At 66.4% G+C, this 16,380-nt stretch carries 14 protein-coding genes; 11 read left to right on the top strand and 3 right to left on the bottom strand.

Annotated elements, in window-relative coordinates:
• Positions 1-504 precede the first annotated feature (504 nt).
• The 8 genes from ON27_RS31695 to ON27_RS31660 all read left to right on the top strand — a co-directional run bounded on the left by ON27_RS31695 (position 505) and on the right by ON27_RS31660 (position 9,562).
• Entirely contained in the window at positions 505-1,617 is a 1,113-nt protein-coding gene (locus ON27_RS31695; protein WP_245560407.1) for a glycosyltransferase, read from the top strand.
• Between the two features lie 43 nt (positions 1,618-1,660).
• Positions 1,661-2,659 carry a phytoene/squalene synthase family protein gene (locus tag ON27_RS31690; protein ID WP_083887944.1) on the top strand — a complete coding sequence of 333 codons (999 nt, stop codon included), beginning with the start codon at positions 1,661-1,663 and terminating at the stop codon, positions 2,657-2,659.
• 10 nt (positions 2,660-2,669) lie between these two features.
• Complete coding sequence (locus tag ON27_RS31685; RefSeq protein WP_043735942.1) at positions 2,670-3,023, top strand: lycopene cyclase domain-containing protein; 354 nt, start codon at positions 2,670-2,672, stop codon at positions 3,021-3,023.
• Positions 3,020-3,352, top strand: a complete 333-nt coding sequence (locus ON27_RS31680) for a lycopene cyclase domain-containing protein (RefSeq protein WP_043735940.1) — start codon at positions 3,020-3,022, stop codon at positions 3,350-3,352. The genes ON27_RS31685 and ON27_RS31680 overlap by 4 nt, the downstream gene beginning before the upstream one ends.
• Before the next feature lie 71 nt (positions 3,353-3,423).
• Positions 3,424-4,944, top strand: coding sequence for an FAD-dependent oxidoreductase (locus tag ON27_RS31675; protein WP_086007587.1), 1,521 nt, complete (start codon positions 3,424-3,426; stop codon positions 4,942-4,944).
• Positions 4,941-5,975 (top strand): Rieske (2Fe-2S) protein, encoded by a 1,035-nt coding sequence (locus ON27_RS31670; protein WP_043735936.1) that lies wholly within the window; start codon positions 4,941-4,943, stop codon positions 5,973-5,975. The genes ON27_RS31675 and ON27_RS31670 overlap by 4 nt, the downstream gene beginning before the upstream one ends.
• A gap of 282 nt (positions 5,976-6,257) precedes the next feature.
• Positions 6,258-8,609, top strand: coding sequence for an arylsulfatase (locus tag ON27_RS31665; protein ID WP_043735947.1), 2,352 nt, complete (start codon positions 6,258-6,260; stop codon positions 8,607-8,609).
• 11 nt (positions 8,610-8,620) lie between these two features.
• Positions 8,621-9,562, top strand: coding sequence for a formylglycine-generating enzyme family protein (locus ON27_RS31660; RefSeq protein ID WP_043735935.1), 942 nt, complete (start codon positions 8,621-8,623; stop codon positions 9,560-9,562).
• A gap of 424 nt (positions 9,563-9,986) precedes the next feature.
• Here ON27_RS31660 and ON27_RS31655 read toward each other — a convergent pair whose 3' ends face one another.
• From ON27_RS31655 to ON27_RS31645, 3 genes are all read right to left on the bottom strand, one after another.
• The gene (locus ON27_RS31655) at positions 9,987-11,198 is read right to left on the bottom strand and encodes a cytochrome P450 family protein (protein ID WP_043735946.1); all 1,212 of its coding nucleotides are present in this window, start codon (positions 11,196-11,198) and stop codon (positions 9,987-9,989) included.
• A gap of 550 nt (positions 11,199-11,748) precedes the next feature.
• Complete coding sequence (locus ON27_RS31650; protein ID WP_083887943.1) at positions 11,749-13,080, bottom strand: MFS transporter; 1,332 nt, start codon at positions 13,078-13,080, stop codon at positions 11,749-11,751.
• Positions 13,077-14,447: an MBL fold metallo-hydrolase gene (locus ON27_RS31645; protein WP_043735933.1), complete on the bottom strand. Its 1,371-nt coding sequence runs from the start codon at positions 14,445-14,447 to the stop codon at positions 13,077-13,079. Before ON27_RS31645 ends, ON27_RS31650 begins: the two co-directional genes overlap by 4 nt.
• A 211-nt stretch (positions 14,448-14,658) precedes the next feature.
• Between ON27_RS31645 and ON27_RS31640 the strand changes: the two genes are divergently transcribed.
• The 3 genes from ON27_RS31640 to ON27_RS31630 form a co-directional block, all read left to right on the top strand.
• Positions 14,659-15,333, top strand: a complete 675-nt coding sequence (locus tag ON27_RS31640; RefSeq protein WP_043735931.1) for an ArsR/SmtB family transcription factor — start codon at positions 14,659-14,661, stop codon at positions 15,331-15,333.
• A gap of 375 nt (positions 15,334-15,708) precedes the next feature.
• Complete coding sequence (locus ON27_RS31635) at positions 15,709-16,047, top strand: ArsR/SmtB family transcription factor (RefSeq protein WP_083887942.1); 339 nt, start codon at positions 15,709-15,711, stop codon at positions 16,045-16,047.
• On the top strand, positions 16,044-16,380 hold a 337-nt coding region (locus ON27_RS31630; RefSeq protein ID WP_051047198.1), incomplete at its 3' end, for an SRPBCC domain-containing protein. The genes ON27_RS31635 and ON27_RS31630, both read left to right, overlap by 4 nt.

Here is a 16,380-nt window from a genome sequence, read left to right as displayed (position 1 = left end):
TTGCCTGGCTGGTCGCGTGACCGCGCCGGTCGGCGTCAATTGACGCGCTCGGACCGGGATCGGCGTGTCTTCTGCGTGTTCGGTCCGATGAGCTGCCCCTTTTGAGACAATGAATACGGCTGCATGCGGGTGTGTGCAACCGATCATTTTGTGCTCGCGTCAGACGCTTCAACTGCGCCGCCGTGAGCAAATGGTGCGGTAGTCGGCGATATCGAGCCGGCGCTTCGATATGGCGGGCGCGCTCGAATCCATTGCGATGCGACAAGCGATCAGCGAAGGAACCTCGGCATGGCTCAGTACCTTGTGGCAGCGAGTCCGATACCTGGGCATGTGGCGCCGATGCAGGCCGTCGCGACCGACTTGCGGCGGCGTGGAGATCAGGTGCGCTTGCTGACCGGGACAGCGTTTGGCGCATCCACTCGAGCGCGAGGTGTCGAATCCTCGGTGCTGCCTCGAGAGGCGGAGGTGACACGTGCCGCGCTGCCACGAGGTCGTATCTCGGATTTGATCAGGCGATGGCGAACCGGCCGAGCGGAACTCCGATCTGCTTTTCTACACCCCATATCGGCGCAGTACCGTGCACTGGTCACCGAGCTGGATCGAACGGAATTCGAGGCCGTTCTCGTCGACGTGATGTTCACCGGGGCCATTCCGCTGCTGTTGTCGCAGCGGGAACGTCCGCCGGTGATCGTCTGCGGCGTGGTTCCGTTGATGCTGTCCAGCGCTGACTGTCCGCCTTTCGGGATCGGCTGGCAGCCGAGCCCTGGTCGCGACTACACGGGAATGAACCGGTTCGTGCAGCACGTGTTGTTCCGCGGTGATCAGGCCAGGCTCGACCTGATCCTGCGCGGGCTCGACCTGGAGCCCGCGCCGGTCTTCCTGCTGGACTGGCCCCTCCTCGCCGAGCGAATCCTGCAGTTCACGGTGCCCGGTTTCGAATATCCGCGGGGCGATCTGCCGCCGTCGGTGGTCTTCACCGGACCGATTCCGATCCCCGCTCGCGCGGACGCCGAATTGCCGAGTTGGTGGCCCGCCCTCGAGAGCGGGAGAAAGATTGTTCATGTCACACAGGGCACATGGGACAACCGGTGTCTCGATCAGCTGCTCCGCCCGACCCTCTCCGCGCTGAGCCGACGCTCCGATGTACTGGTCGTCGCGTGCACCGGTGGCTCGCAAACACCCATCGGACCCCTGCCCGCGAACGCGTACGCCGCCGATTTCCTCCCCTACGAACAGCTGCTGCCGCGCGTGGACGTGATGATCACCAATGGTGGCTACGGTGGCGTCAACCAGGCGTTGAGTTACGGGGTGCCGTTGATCGTGGCGGGCGATACCGCGGACAAGCCGGAAACCGCCGCGCGGGTGGCATACACCGGGGCGGGCATCGATCTCGGCACCGCATGGCCACGGCCCGCCGCCATCGCGTCGGCGGTCGACAGAGTGCTGAACTCCGGCAGCATCCGCGCCGCAGCAAGCCGTTTAGCTGCGGAAATGACGTATCGGTCACCCTTCGACGTAGTCGCGGCCGTACTGGCCGAGGTCAGCTCGGACCCGCAGCGCGCCGCATCCGCAACCGCATTCCGCGATCGGCATCCGACTACAAGGAACGGACAATGACGCGGAACGCGGCATATTCCGACCCTGCTGAGAGGAGGCCGGAATGATACGCACGGAACTCGACGCGGCCGGTATCAGGGAACAGGGACTACGGCAGTCGTATCGGATCTGCCGCGAGCTCAACGCCCGCCATGGAAAGACTTTCTTTCTCGCCACTCGGCTGCTCGCACCCGATCAACGGCCCGCCGTGCACGCGCTGTATGGATTCGCGCGACGTGCCGACGACATCCTCGACGCATTCGACCCGTCTTCGTCCACGGCCGAAAGGGGTGCCCGATTGGACGAGCTGGCACGGCAGCTCGAGGCGGGGGACAGCGGCGGCGATCCGGTTGTGGCCGCAGTGCTGCACACCGCCGCGAACTATCGGATACCGAACCATCTGTTCAGTGCGTTTCTGGCCTCGATGCGTCTGGATCTTTCTGTCACCGACTACCCGGACCGCGCCGCGTTGGACCGCTACGTCTACGGTTCCGCGGAGGTGATCGGGCTACAACTGCTGCCGGTGCTGGGCACCGCGGACCCGGCCGCGGCCGCGCCGTACGCGGCCGCTCTCGGCAAGGCCTTTCAGCTGACCAATTTCCTGCGCGATGTCGATGAGGATCTGGCTCGTCATCGCATCTATCTGCCCGCCGACGAGCTGGCCGCACACGGTGTGGACCGAGAGTTGCTGTCCTGGTGCCGCCGTCATCGCCGAGCCGAGCCGCGAGTGCGTCGCGCGCTGGCGGCACAACACGCGATCACCAGGAAGATCTACGATTACGCGCTTGGTGGGATCGAATTGCTCGCGCCCTGCTCGCGGCCCTGCGTAACGACCGCATCGACGCTGTACGCAGAGATACTCGACCGCATCGAAGCCGCGGATTTCGAGGTGTTCGGCCGCCGCGCGAGAGTCGGAATCGGTCGGCGACTACAGGTGGGCGCGGCAGGCCAACTGCGAGCGTGGTGGGTCCGGCGACCAGCCGCAGCCGCTGCTCCGAATAGATCGCGGGCAACGCCGAGCGATACCGCGTTTCCGCTCGATTCCGCTGATTCGCGCGAGTGAGGTATGGGTTATGGACCATTGGCGTTATCTCCTCGTTCTCGGCGCCTGCCTGGTGCTGACCGCGCCGCTGGAGTTCCTCGGTCCCGGCGTCTACCGCCGGCCACGGGTTCTGCTCGGCACCCTGCTACCGACCGTCACGTTGTTCGTGGTCTGGGACCTGCTGGCGATTTCCGCCGGTGTGTGGGATTTCAATTCCCGCTATCTCCTCGGTGTGTTCCTGCCCGGCGGGATTCCGCTGGAGGAGCTGCTGTTCTTTTTCGTTGTCCCGCTGTGCGGGCTGCTGACCTATGTGGCGGTCGGAACGCTGCTCGACATGGGCCGCCGCCGCGCCGGCAGAAGCTCGTCGAAAGGGTTGCGGCGATGAGCGTTACGGGTTCGGGATACACGCTGCCGGCCGTTGTGGCGGTCGTCGTGGTGTGTCTGGCCGAGTGCACGCTGTTGCGGACCGGCCTGTTCCGGCGATCCGGCTACTGGCTGACGATGCTGATCGTCCTGGGGTTCCAGATCCCCGTCGACGGGTGGTTGACCAGGCTCGACGCACCGATCGTGCGGTACAACCCGGATCACATCCTCGGACTCCGATTTCCGTGGGATATCCCGGTGGAGGACTTCTTGTTCGGCTTCGCCCTGGTGACCTCGGCGCTACTCGGCTGGGAGTGGACACGACAGCGGCAGCTGGACGTGCGGAAATGAGGCTCGGTGTGCCGGCTTCTCGACGCGACGGTGATTCCCGGCGAGTGCGCTATCCGGCAGCTCCAGGACACATGGACGTCGGCCGTGACGGGCAGCGCCCGCGGGCCGTCGTGGTCGGCGCCGGCATCGCGGGCCTGGCGGCCGCGACAGGGTTGGCCGAACGAGGATTCCACGTCGAGGTGATCGAACGCGAGCGGTACCTGGGTGGCCGGGTCGCCGGCTGGAACGAACAGCTTCCCGACCGCACCACGGTCGGGATGAACCGCGGCTTCCACGCGTTCTTCGCGCAGTACTACAACCTGCGGAAACTGCTGGCTCGGACCGATCCGCGGCTGCGCAGGCTGCGGCGGCTCGACGACTACCCGCTCATCGATGCCGAGGGCCGCCGCGACACCTTTCGCCATCTTCCGAGGACCCCGCCTTGGAATGCGCTCGCTTTCGCCCTGCGCAGCCCCACCTTTCGACTGCGCGATCTGATCCGTATGGACCCACGCGCCGCCGCGCCGCTGGCTGCGGTAGCGGTGCCGGAAATCTATCACCGGATCGATCACCTGGATGCGGAAGCGTTCCTCCGTTCTGTCAAGTTTCCCGAGGCAGCCCGCCATCTCGCCTTCGATGTCTTCTCGCGCAGCTTCTTCGTCGCCCCGCAGCACATGTCCGCCGCCGAATTGGCGGTGATGTTCCACATCTACTTCCTGGGCTCCAGCGAAGGCCTGATCTTCGACGTGGCGGAGGACAATTTCGATGTCAGCCTGTGGACACCGCTCGCGGACTACCTCACCGCGCCGCACGTTCCCGGGCGACCGGGCACGGTCCGGTTCCACACGGGCGTGTCCGTCGACCGAATCGATACAGACGAGGCGACCGGCTTCCGGCTGGTCGATGACACCGGCGCCGAGATGATCGCCGAGACAGTGGTGCTCGCCGTTGATGTCGCCGGCCTGCGCGGGATCGTCGCCGCGTCACCGACGCTCGGCGATGCCCCATGGCGTTCTCGAGTAGCCGACATGGCTGTCGCACCGTCCTTCGCAGTGCATCGTCTGTGGCTGGACCGGCCGGTACGCCTCCACCGTCCGGGCTTTCTCGGCACCGGAAATCTCGATCCGCTCGACAACATCAGCGTGGTGGACAGATACGAAAAGCAAGCGGCGGACTGGGCACGCGCAAACGGCGGAAGCGTCGTTGAATTGCACGCCTATGCCGTCGCGGACGATATACCCCGCGACGCGGCACGCCAGGCCGTGCGAGATCGGTTGCTGGCCCGGTTGTACGAGATCTACCCCGAGGTCGCCGAGGCCCGCATCGTGGGCGAGAAGATGCTGTGGCGGCAGGACTGCCCACGGTTCGCGCCAGGAGACTTCGCACAGCGGCCCGGCGTGTCGACCCCGCATCCCCGGCTGGTCCTGGCCGGCGACGGGATACGTGTCGACCTGCCGGTAGCTCTGATGGAACGGGCCGCGACAACCGGCTGGATCGCGGCCAACACGCTGCTGCGGCAGTGGACCGGCGCGGGGCACGACTTGCAGACGGTGCCCAGCCAGGGCCGGTCGGCGATCCTCCGCACACTCGCCACTCGCCAGAGGACGCCATGAACAATCGCGCCGAGTTCGGCCGATGGCCGAAAGATATTCCACTACAGCGATTCTCCCCGCAGAAGTGGTCCGGGCAGCGACCGACCCACGGGGATGCGGACCCGGGGTTGATCGCGGCCGCACTGCGATGGGCGCAAAAGCGGCCTTCGGGCAACTGGTACGCCTTCGCCGCCAGTCGCGCTATCGGTCGCCGGCGCCCCTACGGCACGACCATCGGCGGGGTCGAACTCGTCGCCTGGCGCGACGAGCGCAACATCCTGCACGTCGGTCCGGGAGCGTGTCCGCACCTGGGAGCACCGCTGGCCGAGGCACAGGTCGATGACGCCGCACTGATCTGCCGATGGCACGGTCTGCGGGTAGAAGCAACCGGGTCCGCAAGATGGTGCCCGTTACCCAGCCACGACGACGGCGTGCTGGCCTGGGTGCGCCTCGACGCGATCGGGCGGCAGCCACCCACCGACACACCGATCATCGGCCCTCGCCCCGCCGACACCACCGTGCACGCGGTGACGCGGTTGACCGGAAGATGCGAGCCGCGCGACATCATCGCGAATCGACTCGACCCCTGGCACGGCTCATGGTTGCATCCGTACTCCTTCACCCGTCTGGATGTGACGCAGGTTCCGCCGCGTCACGACATCACCGAGGAGAATCACCGGTTCTTGCTCACCGTGACCTTCCGGGTGACCCGGCGGCTCGGCGTGCCGGTCGAGGCCGAGTTCACGTGTCCGGATCCGCGCACCATCGTCATGCGGATCATCGCGGGTGAAGGAATGGGAAGCGTGGTCGAAACCCACGCGACGCCGCTGGGTCCTGGCCCCGACGGCCGACCGCGCACCGCGGTTATCGAGGCCGTGATCGCGAACTCGGAGCGGCCGGGGTTCCGGTACGCGCGTCGGGCCCTGCCGGTGTTGCGGCCGCTGATGAGCCGCGCCGCCACCCGGCTGTGGCGGGACGACCTGGCATACGCCGAGCGCCGGTATCAGCAGCGTTCCCGCCGACAGGAGGGACCTGATGGGCAACAGCCCTGAAGCGAAGACGTGAATCCCATCCAGTCGGTATCCTTTATGACTACGGAAGTGTTGATCAGCGGGTATCCGGACAGCGAGTCCGGGGAGGAGGCGTGGCCACCGCGCATCGCGCTTCGAGCACACATCGACTCTCAGCAGATCGGCCGGAGCTGGGGGTAACCCATCCACGCTCTGGGGCCGCACCCGATCGTCATCTGCGCGGAGTAGGTGACATGGGTCGGTCCCAGGCCCGGGACCGCAGATGAACGGCGAACCGAAGGTTCTCCGTTTCGGAGGTGGATGATGACCAGCAAATTCGGAGGACGAATAGCGCTCGACATCCGCGATTCGGTTGCCGACTGGACGCCTTTCGCCGAGCCGACCGCGCCACGGGGCGCGCCGAACGTCCTGTATCTGGTATGGGACGACATCGGAATCGGCACCTGGGACTGCTATGGCGGTCTGGTCGAGATGCCCACTATGAAGCGCATCGCCGAGCGTGGTGTCCAATTCACACAGTTTCATACCACAGCGCTGTGCTCACCCAGCCGCGCCTCGCTTCTGACCGGAAGAAATGCGACCTCGGTCGGTATGGCGACCATCGAAGAGTTCAGCGATGGCTTCCCGAGCATGTGCGGTCGGATACCGGATGACACCGCCTTGTGCTCGGAAGTGCTCGCCGAGCGTGGATGGAACACATACGCGGTGGGCAAATGGCATATGACGCCCCTGGAGGAGGAGAATCTGGCGGCGTCGAAGCGGCATTGGCCGCTCGGGCGCGGCTTCGAGCGTTTCTATGGTTTCCTGGGTGGAGAGGCCGACCAGTGGTACCCGAATCTGGTGTACGACAATCACCCGGTCACACAGCCCTACCCGCCGGAGGACGGGTATCACCTGTCGAAAGACCTGGCCGACAAGTCGATCGAGTTCATTCGTGACGCGAAGGTGATCGCACCCGACAAACCGTGGTTCTTGTACCTCTGCCCGGGATGCGGTCATGCGCCGCACCACGTGGCGCGGGAATGGGCCGACAAATATCGCGGCCGGTTCGACATGGGCTATGAGAAGTATCGAGAGATAGTGCTGGACAACCAGAAGCGCATGGGTCTGGTGCCGGAGAACACCGAACTTTCGCCCATGAACCCGTATTCGACGGCCACCAGCGCGGATGGCAAGCCGTGGCCGGCGCAGGACACGGTGCGAGCGTGGGACTCACTGTCGGACGACGAGAAGCGACTCTTCGGCAGGCAGGCCGAGGTGTTCGCGGGATATCTCTCCTACACCGACGCGCAGATCGGCCGACTGCTCGACTACCTGGAGGAAAGCGGCCAACTGGACAATACGATCATCGTGGCTCTCTCGGACAACGGCGCCAGCGGCGAGGGCGGCCCGAACGGCTCCGTCAACGAAATGAAATTCTTCAACGGCTATATCGACGCGATCGAAGACAGCCTGGCGAAGATCGACGAACTGGGTTCGCCGACCACCTACAACCACTACAGCATCGGGTGGGCGATGGCGTTCAATACTCCCTACAAGCTGTACAAACGGTATGCCTCACACGAAGGCGGTATCGCCGACTCGTGCCTCATGTCCTGGCCTGCCGGGATAGCGGCCCGGGGGGAGCTGCGCCATCAATACCTCAACGTCTGCGATATCACCCCCACCATCTACGCACTGCTCGGCATCACGCCGCCGGACACGGTGAAGAACGTGCTGCAGCGTCCTTTGGAAGGGGTGAGTTTCCGGGCTCTGCTCGAGGATGCGAACGCTGATGTGGGTAAGCACACCCAGTTCTATTCGATGCTGGGTACGCGCGGCATCTGGCATCGCGGGTGGTTCGCCGACACCGTTCACGCGGCATGCCCCTCCGGCTGGGGACATTTCGACAGCGACCGCTGGGAACTGTTCCATCTCGAGCGGGACCGCAGCCAGATGCACGACCTGGCCGAGGCTTATCCCGAGAAGCTCGAGGAGATGAAGGCGCTGTGGTTCTCGGAGGCGGAGAAATACAACGGCATGCCGCTCAACGATCTCGACATCGTCGCCACGATAACGCGCTACCGCCCGGGATTCGCCAAGACGCGGGACCGGGCTGTCTACTATCCGGGCCTGGCGGAGGTGGGGCCCGGTGCGGCGCTCGAGATTCAGGGCCGATCGTTCGCGCTGCTCGCCGAGACGACGATCACCAGTCCGGACGCGAAGGGGGTGCTGTTCGCCCACGGTGGGCGGCTGGGTGGACATACGCTGTTCATCCAGGACGGTCATCTGCATTACGTCTACAACTTCCTCGGCGAAGAGGAGCAGGCCATCGTCTCCGATCGCCCCGTGCCACTCGGCGATCACATCCTCGGAATCCGATACGAACGGCACGGAACCCGCCCCGACAACTTCACACCCACCGGCGAGGCCGTTCTCTACATCGATGAGGACCCGGTGGGCTCGCTCGACGACATGCGCATTCAACCGACTGTGTTCTCCGGTGTGGGGGAGGGCGTCCGGGTCGGCCGTGACAGCGGTCAGTCCGTCACCGCGCGGTACCGTTCCCCGTTCCCGTTCATCGGAGGCGCCATGCACCAGGTCATCGAAGACGTGAGCGGCAAACCATACCTCGATTTGGAAATGGCTGCGGCAGCGGCGTTTTCGCGAGATTGAGGCGCCGGTTCATGGCCACCGCGAAGACTGCCGAGGTTCGCCGCGGCATGGTCCGGATATCCGGCGGCGATTTCGCGATGGGATCGGACGACTTCTTCCCCGAGGAGCGCCCGGTGCATCGGGTGTGGGTCGATACGTTCTGGATCGATGCGCATCCGGTGACCAACGCCGCGTTCCGGCGCTTCGTGAAACAGACAGGATATGTCACCGTCGCCGAACGGACTCCCGTGGCCGAGGACTATCCGGACGCGGAGCCAGGGAACCTGATCGCCGGTGGGCTGGTGTTCCGTCCCACATCCGGCTCGGTGCCACTGGACGATTGGCGACGATGGTGGCGGTATGTCCCGGGCGCGAGCTGGCGGCACCCGCACGGACCCGGCAGCACGCTCGACGGGCTCGACCGCCACCCCGTCACCCAGGTCGCCCACGACGACGCGGTGGCATACGCCACCTGGGCGGGCAAGCAACTACCCACGGAGGCCGAATGGGAGTACGCGGCCCGTGGCGGACTCGAGTCGGCCACCTACGCGTGGGGCGACGACTTCGAACCCACCGGTCGGCGCATGGCCAATGTCTGGGTCGGAGCCTTCCCGTGGCAGTTCCATCCGGGCCGGGGACAGACGCGCACGCCCGGCACCACCGCGGTCGGCACCTACTCGCCCAATGGGCACGGCCTTTTCGATATGACCGGCAACGTCTGGGAGTGGACCGTCGACCACTTCCGCTCGCGCCACCCGACACCGACCTGTTGCGCCCCACGAAACCCACTCATCGATGCACCCGAACAAGCAGTGGCGCAGCGATTCCCGCGCCGTGTTGTCAAGGGCGGCTCGTATCTGTGCGCGGCCGACTACTGTCTGCGCTACCGCCCTGCGGCCAGGCAGGGGCAGACCGAGGACACAGCCACCTGCCACCTCGGGTTTCGTTGCGTTGTACGCGACAAGGGCTCCTGATGACCGAATGCGATCGGAGGGTGCGCGCGCTCCCTGAACTTCCGGGTCCAGGGAACATCGAGCGCGACCCCGGCTGCTACGCGACCTCACCGGCGAACCCGCTGGGGCCTTCCCGCCCTCCGGCACCACGGTGCGACCGACTCCGGTGACGATGCCACGACCCTCACCGCGCGCCCGGTGTGCGCACCGTGATCGGCCCATTGCTCGACGCTGGGCGCCACCGGCCCGGCGATCCGGTCCTTTGGATCGTGTCCGACGCAGGATTTGAACTTCCTTTGACCATCGCACGGAAGGATTCCTCGGCCGCGCCGGCCGCATGCGGCGTGACGAGAAATACTGGTGCTGCCCAGTGCCAGCCGTCCAAGAAGATCGGTTCGGTGCGAAGGTGTGGGAACCTGTCGGCGATTGCGGGTGTGCGCTGAAATCAGATCGCGTGGGGTTCGAGCAGCACGGGGAGGGTGAGGGGTCCGCTGGTGATGAATTGCGGGCTGTGCGGAATCAGGGCGGGGTCGCATCCTAGGGTCATCCGAGGAAACGCGTCGAACAGCGCGGACAACGCGATCCGGGTTTCGAGCCGAGCCAGCGGTGCGCCGAGGCAGAAGTGCGGTCCGTGACCGAACGCCAGTTGGTCGTGATGATCGTGATCGATGTCGAAGACATCGGCGTCGGGATAGCGCCGTAGATCCCGCCCCACCCCGGCGAACCACCCGACGATAGCGCCGGCGGGGATGTCGACCCCGGCGATGCTGACATCCCGCAGCGCGTAGCGGTTGAACATCACGCAGGCTGACGAACGGTAACGCAGTGCCTCCTCCACCACATCCGTCCACCTGTGCTCGGCGCGGGCCTTGGCGAGTTGCTCGGGATGAGTGCACAACGCGATGACCGCGTTGCCCAGCAGGTGCACCGTCGTCTCGTGTCCGGCGATCAGCACCAGCCACAACGTTTGCACCAGTTCCTCGTCGGTCAGACCGATCTCGGTGTTGGAGTGCAGCAGCGCCGAGGTCAGGTCGTCACCGGGTGCGCCCCGCTTGTGGTCGAGCAGTTCGGCGAGATAGGTCAGCATCTCCTCCACCGCGGTCTTCGTCTCGTCGCCTGTGCTGGTGTGTGACACGACCGCTGTGGTCCAGCGTCGGATCTGTGCTCGTTCGGCCTCCGCCACCCCGAACAGTTCGCAGATCACGCGCACCGGAAGAGGGGTGGTGAAGTCGGGGACCAGATCGACTTGGGAGTCGCGGCGGCGCAGGCCGTCGAGGAGTTCGCCGGTGATCTGCCGGATTCGCGGTTCCAGCGCCGCTACCCGGCCGGGGGTGAACGCCTTGCCGATCGTTCTGCGCACCCGGCGGTGATCGTCCCCGTCCTTGTTGAGCATGTGATCGATATCGGTCAACGCACGCAGAGGCCAGTCCGCCGGGATGGTCCCATCATGCAATGCGGGGCAGTGGCGGGCGTTCTTGCTGAACAGTGTGCCGTCACCGGCGAGGACTTCGCGCACCGCCTGGTGGCCGACCGCTAGCCAGGCCGCGACCGCACCGGGCAGTTCGATCGGGACCACCTGTCCCTGCCGGCGGATGCGTTCATAGGTGTCGAAGATGGATTCTCCAGCGGTTGGAAGTTGGATCACGGCTTCGGTCATATTGTCTCCCGGAATCGCGAACAGCTGGCGCGCACGCGGCCAGATCGGGTGCGGTGCGAAGCGAGTGTGGACCACGGCTGCGCACTGCTTCGACCGAATCGGAATCCTCTGCCCCAGAACGGGATTTCGTGGAACGAAACCGATGGATTGTGGTCTTCGAAATCAGGTTGCGCCTGGATCACGGAGCGGCGGCAACGACTCACCGTGGTAGCAGACGCCGCGTTCCAGTCGATAGAAGACACGGTCGCTGCGGACGAGTGCCGCGGACGCGTCGCTGACCTGCCTGCCGTGTCACGAAGGTTCGGGAGTGTTCGTACGTTTCATTCGGATAACTGAGGGATCGTTTCGAGCGGAATCTCTGGTTGCGGCTCGGACGAGTGCGGCGACGGCTGCTTGGGACTCTGCGCCCGAGGTGTCAAAGACCTCGACCGGCACTGGCGGATGCGGTCGGGAGCGACCCTGTCGGTCTCCTGACCTCGCAGGGAACACCCCGGCGACGGGCCCGCAAACCCGCGAGCGCCGTGTGGGTTTGAGAGACCTCTGCTTTCGGCTACGGACTCTCGCGTGTCGGGGGCGTGGTGTGGTGTCGAGCGTTCGGGGTCGGTGTCACGGCGTGGGATGGTTGGCGGGTTTCGTACATGCGTGCCGCAACAGCTGTCGCTGTGGCGGCGCTGACCCCGGCGGCGGCCCAGACGGCGGCGTGTAGGCCCATCAGGTCGGCGACGATGCCGCCGAGGATGGCGCCGACGGCGTAGCCGAGGTCGCGCCACACGCGGTAGACCCCGACAGCGCGGCCGCGCCAGATGGGGTGGGCGACATCGCCGATCACCGCCAGCAGGGTGGGATAGACCATGGCGGTGCCCGCGCCGAGCAAGATCGTGCCGACCGCCCAGCCGGCGAATCCGTGTGAGGCGGCGATCAGCGCGAGAGCGGCGGCTTGGGTGGCCATGCCGGTGGTGATGAGGTGTTTGCGGCCGATTCGGTCCGACAGTGCCCCGGTGACCAGTTGTCCGGCGCCCCAGACTCCTGGGTAGAGGGCGAACAACAGCCCGATCTGCCCGACGGACAGCTCGGAGGTGGCGAACAGCAGCGGGAACAGCCCCCAGGACAGGCCGAAGTTGAGGTTGTTGACCAGCCCGGCGAGGCTGGCCGAGGACAGGGCGGGTTCTTTCAGGCTGGTCTGGACGGCGATTTGCCGGTCGGACAGCCCGGCGTGCAGGTGGTCGTGCAGGCCGTCGGCGCGCGGGGTGTGCTGACCTGCTTCCAGGTAGGCGTGGCCGCGGGTTTCTCGGATGAAGACCCCCGACAGCAGCAGGGCCAGCGCGGTGTAGGCCAGGCCGAGCAGGAACGGCGCCGGACGTAGTCCGTAGTGTTCGGCGAGGCAGCCCGCGAGCAGGGAGCTGACGGCGACGGCCCCGTAGCCGGCGGCCTCGTTCAGTCCCATGGCCAATCCGCGGCGGGTGGGCCCGACCAGGTCGATTTTCATCACGACGGTGGTCGACCAGGTCAGGCCCTGGTTGACGCCCAGCAGCACGTTGGCGGCGACAACCCACCACCAGTTCGGGGCGGCGATGAGCATGACCGGTACCGGGACCGCGAACAGCCACCCCACCAGCAGGACGGGTTTGCGGCCGCAGCGGTCGGAGAAGGTGCCGGCGAAGTAGTTCGCGATGGCTTTGGTGATCCCGAACGCGGCGACGTAGGTGAAGATGAAGGTGTAGCCGGTGAGCCCGAATTCGGATTCGGCCAGCAGCGGCAGCACGGTCTGCTGCTGGCCGACCATCCCACCGACCAGCGCGTTGACCGCGACCAGCAGCGTGAACTGGGCGGCGTTGTCCCGCAACCCCAATACCGGCGTGCGCACACCGGCGCGCAGGCTCATGACCGGGCCTGCAGATCCTGGCCGAGGGCGCGGGCGAAGTCGGCGGGGCTGCCGTCCAGCACCCGGATGTCGGTGCGCCCGTAGCGTTCGAGGATGCTGGCGGCGGTCATGGCGCGCTCGCCGTGGCCGCACATGACCACCACCGGCCCCGTCGGGACATCGACCAGATGCTCGGCGAGCGCGGCGAGTTCGATGTTGCGGGCACCGGGAACGTGCCCGGCGGCGTACTCGCCGTGCTGGCGGATATCCAATACCGCCGCCGAGGGGTGCGCGGTCAGCTGATCGGCGGTGAGCAGTTCCACCGCGGTGCGCTCAACCGGTCCGGTCCAGGCGTTCATGCCACCGTCCAGTTCTCCGGCGAGGGTGTCGAAGCCGACTTTGGCCGCTTCCCAGACGATGTCGTCGGGGTTCTGTGCGGTGTCACGGACGATGATGATCGGCCGGTTCGCATCGGCCAGCCAGCCCAGCCAGGTGGCGAACACCGGGCGCAGGGTGATGGCCAGCGCGCCGGGGATGTGCCCGGCGGCGAAGTCGGCCTGATGGCGCACGTCGACGATCTGAGCGCCTTCGGTGACCAGATCGGTGACCTCGGCGGTGGTCAGCGCCGCCAGCGCGGGCGTCGAACCGAGCACGGCTGGGCCTTTGTGGTTGATCTCGCCCAACCGCAGGAAGTAGTCCGGGAAGCTGCCCATCGAGCCCAGCAGAGCCTCGACGAAGGCATCTTCACCGTCGGCCTGTAGCAGCGGGTTGGTCGCGCGCTCTCTGCCGATGGTGCTGACCCGATCGCCGCCGAGGGAGGACGAGCAGAACGAACCCGCGCCGTGCGTCGGCCACACCGGGGTGTCCTCGGGCAGGGTCATCAGCCGCTGCAGCGAGTGATATTGGGCCCGCGCCAGCGGGATCGTCTGATCCGGGCTGACCAGGTCGGTGCGTCCGGCGGTGCCGACCATCAACGACCCGCCGGTGAACACACCCAGCAGCTCGTCGCCGGCGTGCAGCAGGTAGGACAGATGCTCAGGGGAATGACCGGGAGTGAACCACGCTTGCAGGGTGAACACGCCGATGGTGATGGTGTCGCCGTCGGCGAGAGCGGTCACGTCGAATCCGCGCGGCCCCACCTCGGGAGCCAGGACGGTCGCGCCGTCGATCTCGGCGAGTTCGCGCGCTCCGGAGATGAAGTCCGCGTGCAGGTGGGTTTCGACCGCGAAGGCGATCCGTAACCCGCGGCGCTGCGCTTCGGCGCGCACCTGGCGCAGGTCGCGTTCGGGGTCGAGCACCAGCGCCCGCCCCTCGCCGAGATCCAGCAGGTAGGTCGAATTGCCCAGCCCCTCATCGATGACGGGAACGAGGGTGAAATCAGTCGGCATCGCAGAACTCCCATGTCGCTGGCCCGCAGGCAAGACCACTATTCCAATCAACCATGGAATATGCGAGTAGACTATTCCACGTTTCCTTGGAAGAGCAAGACCGCAGGGCAGAAGCGACCCTTTCCACGACTCTTCCCAGGCCGCCGAGCAGAGAACGCGCGGCACGCCCCACGGGCGGGATACGCTATTCCACGGATGATTGGAGTATGTGATGGGTGGTGACAAGCCCGCCGCGAAGGCTGCCTTGTACGAGGCGTTCGCGGCCAGCGGTAAGGCGCTGGCCAGCGGTAAGCGGCTGGAGCTGCTGGACCTACTTGCCCAGGGCGAGCGCACCGTGGAAGCACTCGCCACCGCGGCAGGGCTGAACCTGACGACCGCCTCGGCGCATCTACAGACGCTCAAGCAGGCCGGTTTCGTCGCCACCCGCCGCGACGGCGTGCGCATCCACTACCGTCTGGCCGGAGACGACGTGGCGCAGCTGTTCGCGCTGCTGCGCAAGGTCGCCGAAAACCATCAGGCCGCCGTCCCGCCCGCCCGTGACAACTACCTGCGCCCCGACAGCAGCCGGGCGATGACCCGCGAAGAACTGCTCATCCGCGCCGCAGCCGGGGAGGTTGTGGTGCTGGATGTGCGGCCGACGCCGGAATACGAGGCCGGGCACATCCCCGGCGCGGTGAGTATCCCGGTCGAGCAGCTGGCCGAGCGCATCGGCGAACTGCCCGGCGACACCGAGATCGTGGTGTACTGCCGCGGCGAATACTGCGTGCTGGCCTACGACGCGGTACGGCTACTCACCGGTCACGGCCGCCGCGCGATCCGCCTGCACGACGGCATGCTCGAATGGCGCCTGGCCGAACTGCCCGTCGAAGCCGCGTCGCCGGCATGACCACGCCTCCGCCAGCTCGGCCTGCCACAGCGGCACCCACCCCCCATCCCCGGCACTCGAGGCAATGGGACTCGACACTGCACAGGCGTTGAGCGCGCTACGACTGCCGCGGGGGCCGCTGGACCACCCCTGACGACATCCACAAGGCGGTCACCGCGCTCGTCGCAGCCGTCACCGCGACACCGGCTCCGTCATGGAACGCAACCAGCGTGGGCAGCGCCGAACGCCAGCTGCGATCACCAGCCAAGCCATGACCGGCATCGCGCGCGCCGATGCCGTCGGATCGACCCCATCCACGCCAGGGATCGCCTACGAGCGTCATCACCGATGCGCGAAAGCTTGCATCCCGGGTAATGAAAGTGCACACTTACGAAAGTGGACTCTTTCAGAGATATGGATCTGGGGATTCTGGGTGACCCCATGCGGCGGGAGATCTTCGAGCGGGTAGCGCGGCGCCCGGCGTCGGTGGGTGAGCTGGCCGAGTCGTTGCCGATCACCCGCCAGGCGGTCTCGCAGCATCTGCGGGTGCTGCGCGACGGCGGCCTAGTGGTTGCCAGGGCCGAGGGGACCAGGCGGATCTACCGGATCAATCCGGACGGGCTGGCCGGAATACAAGCGTATTTCCAGCGGATCTGGGATGAGTCGCTGGCCGCCTTCCAGAAGGCCGCCGATACAGCGGCCGCCGACACCACCGAACAGGAGCCTCCTCGATGACCACATCCATGCCTCTGGCCGCGCTGCACGGCACCGCGAGGGTGCGCTTGCCCCTACAGAAGGCGTTTGCGTTCTTCACCGAATCGTTCGGCGACTGGTGGCCACCGGCCTATCACATCGGAGAGGCCGACATGGCCGAGGCGATCCTCGAACCCCGGGTAGGCGGGCGCTGGTTCGAACGCGGGGTGGACGGTTCGGAATGCGATTGGGGGCGCGTGCTGGTGTGGGAGCCGCCGCACCGGATCGTGGTGACCTGGCAGATCAACGGTCACTGGCAATACGACCCGGACCCCACCCGCGCCAGCGAGATCGAGTTCCGCTTCGCCGCCGAAT

Source organism: Nocardia asiatica NBRC 100129, assembly GCF_000308415.1.
In the GTDB taxonomy this organism is placed as follows: Bacteria; Actinomycetota; Actinomycetes; order Mycobacteriales; family Mycobacteriaceae; genus Nocardia; species Nocardia asiatica.
Note: the sequence above shows the minus strand (reverse complement) of the source record. Positions and strands in the feature narration are given on the sequence as shown.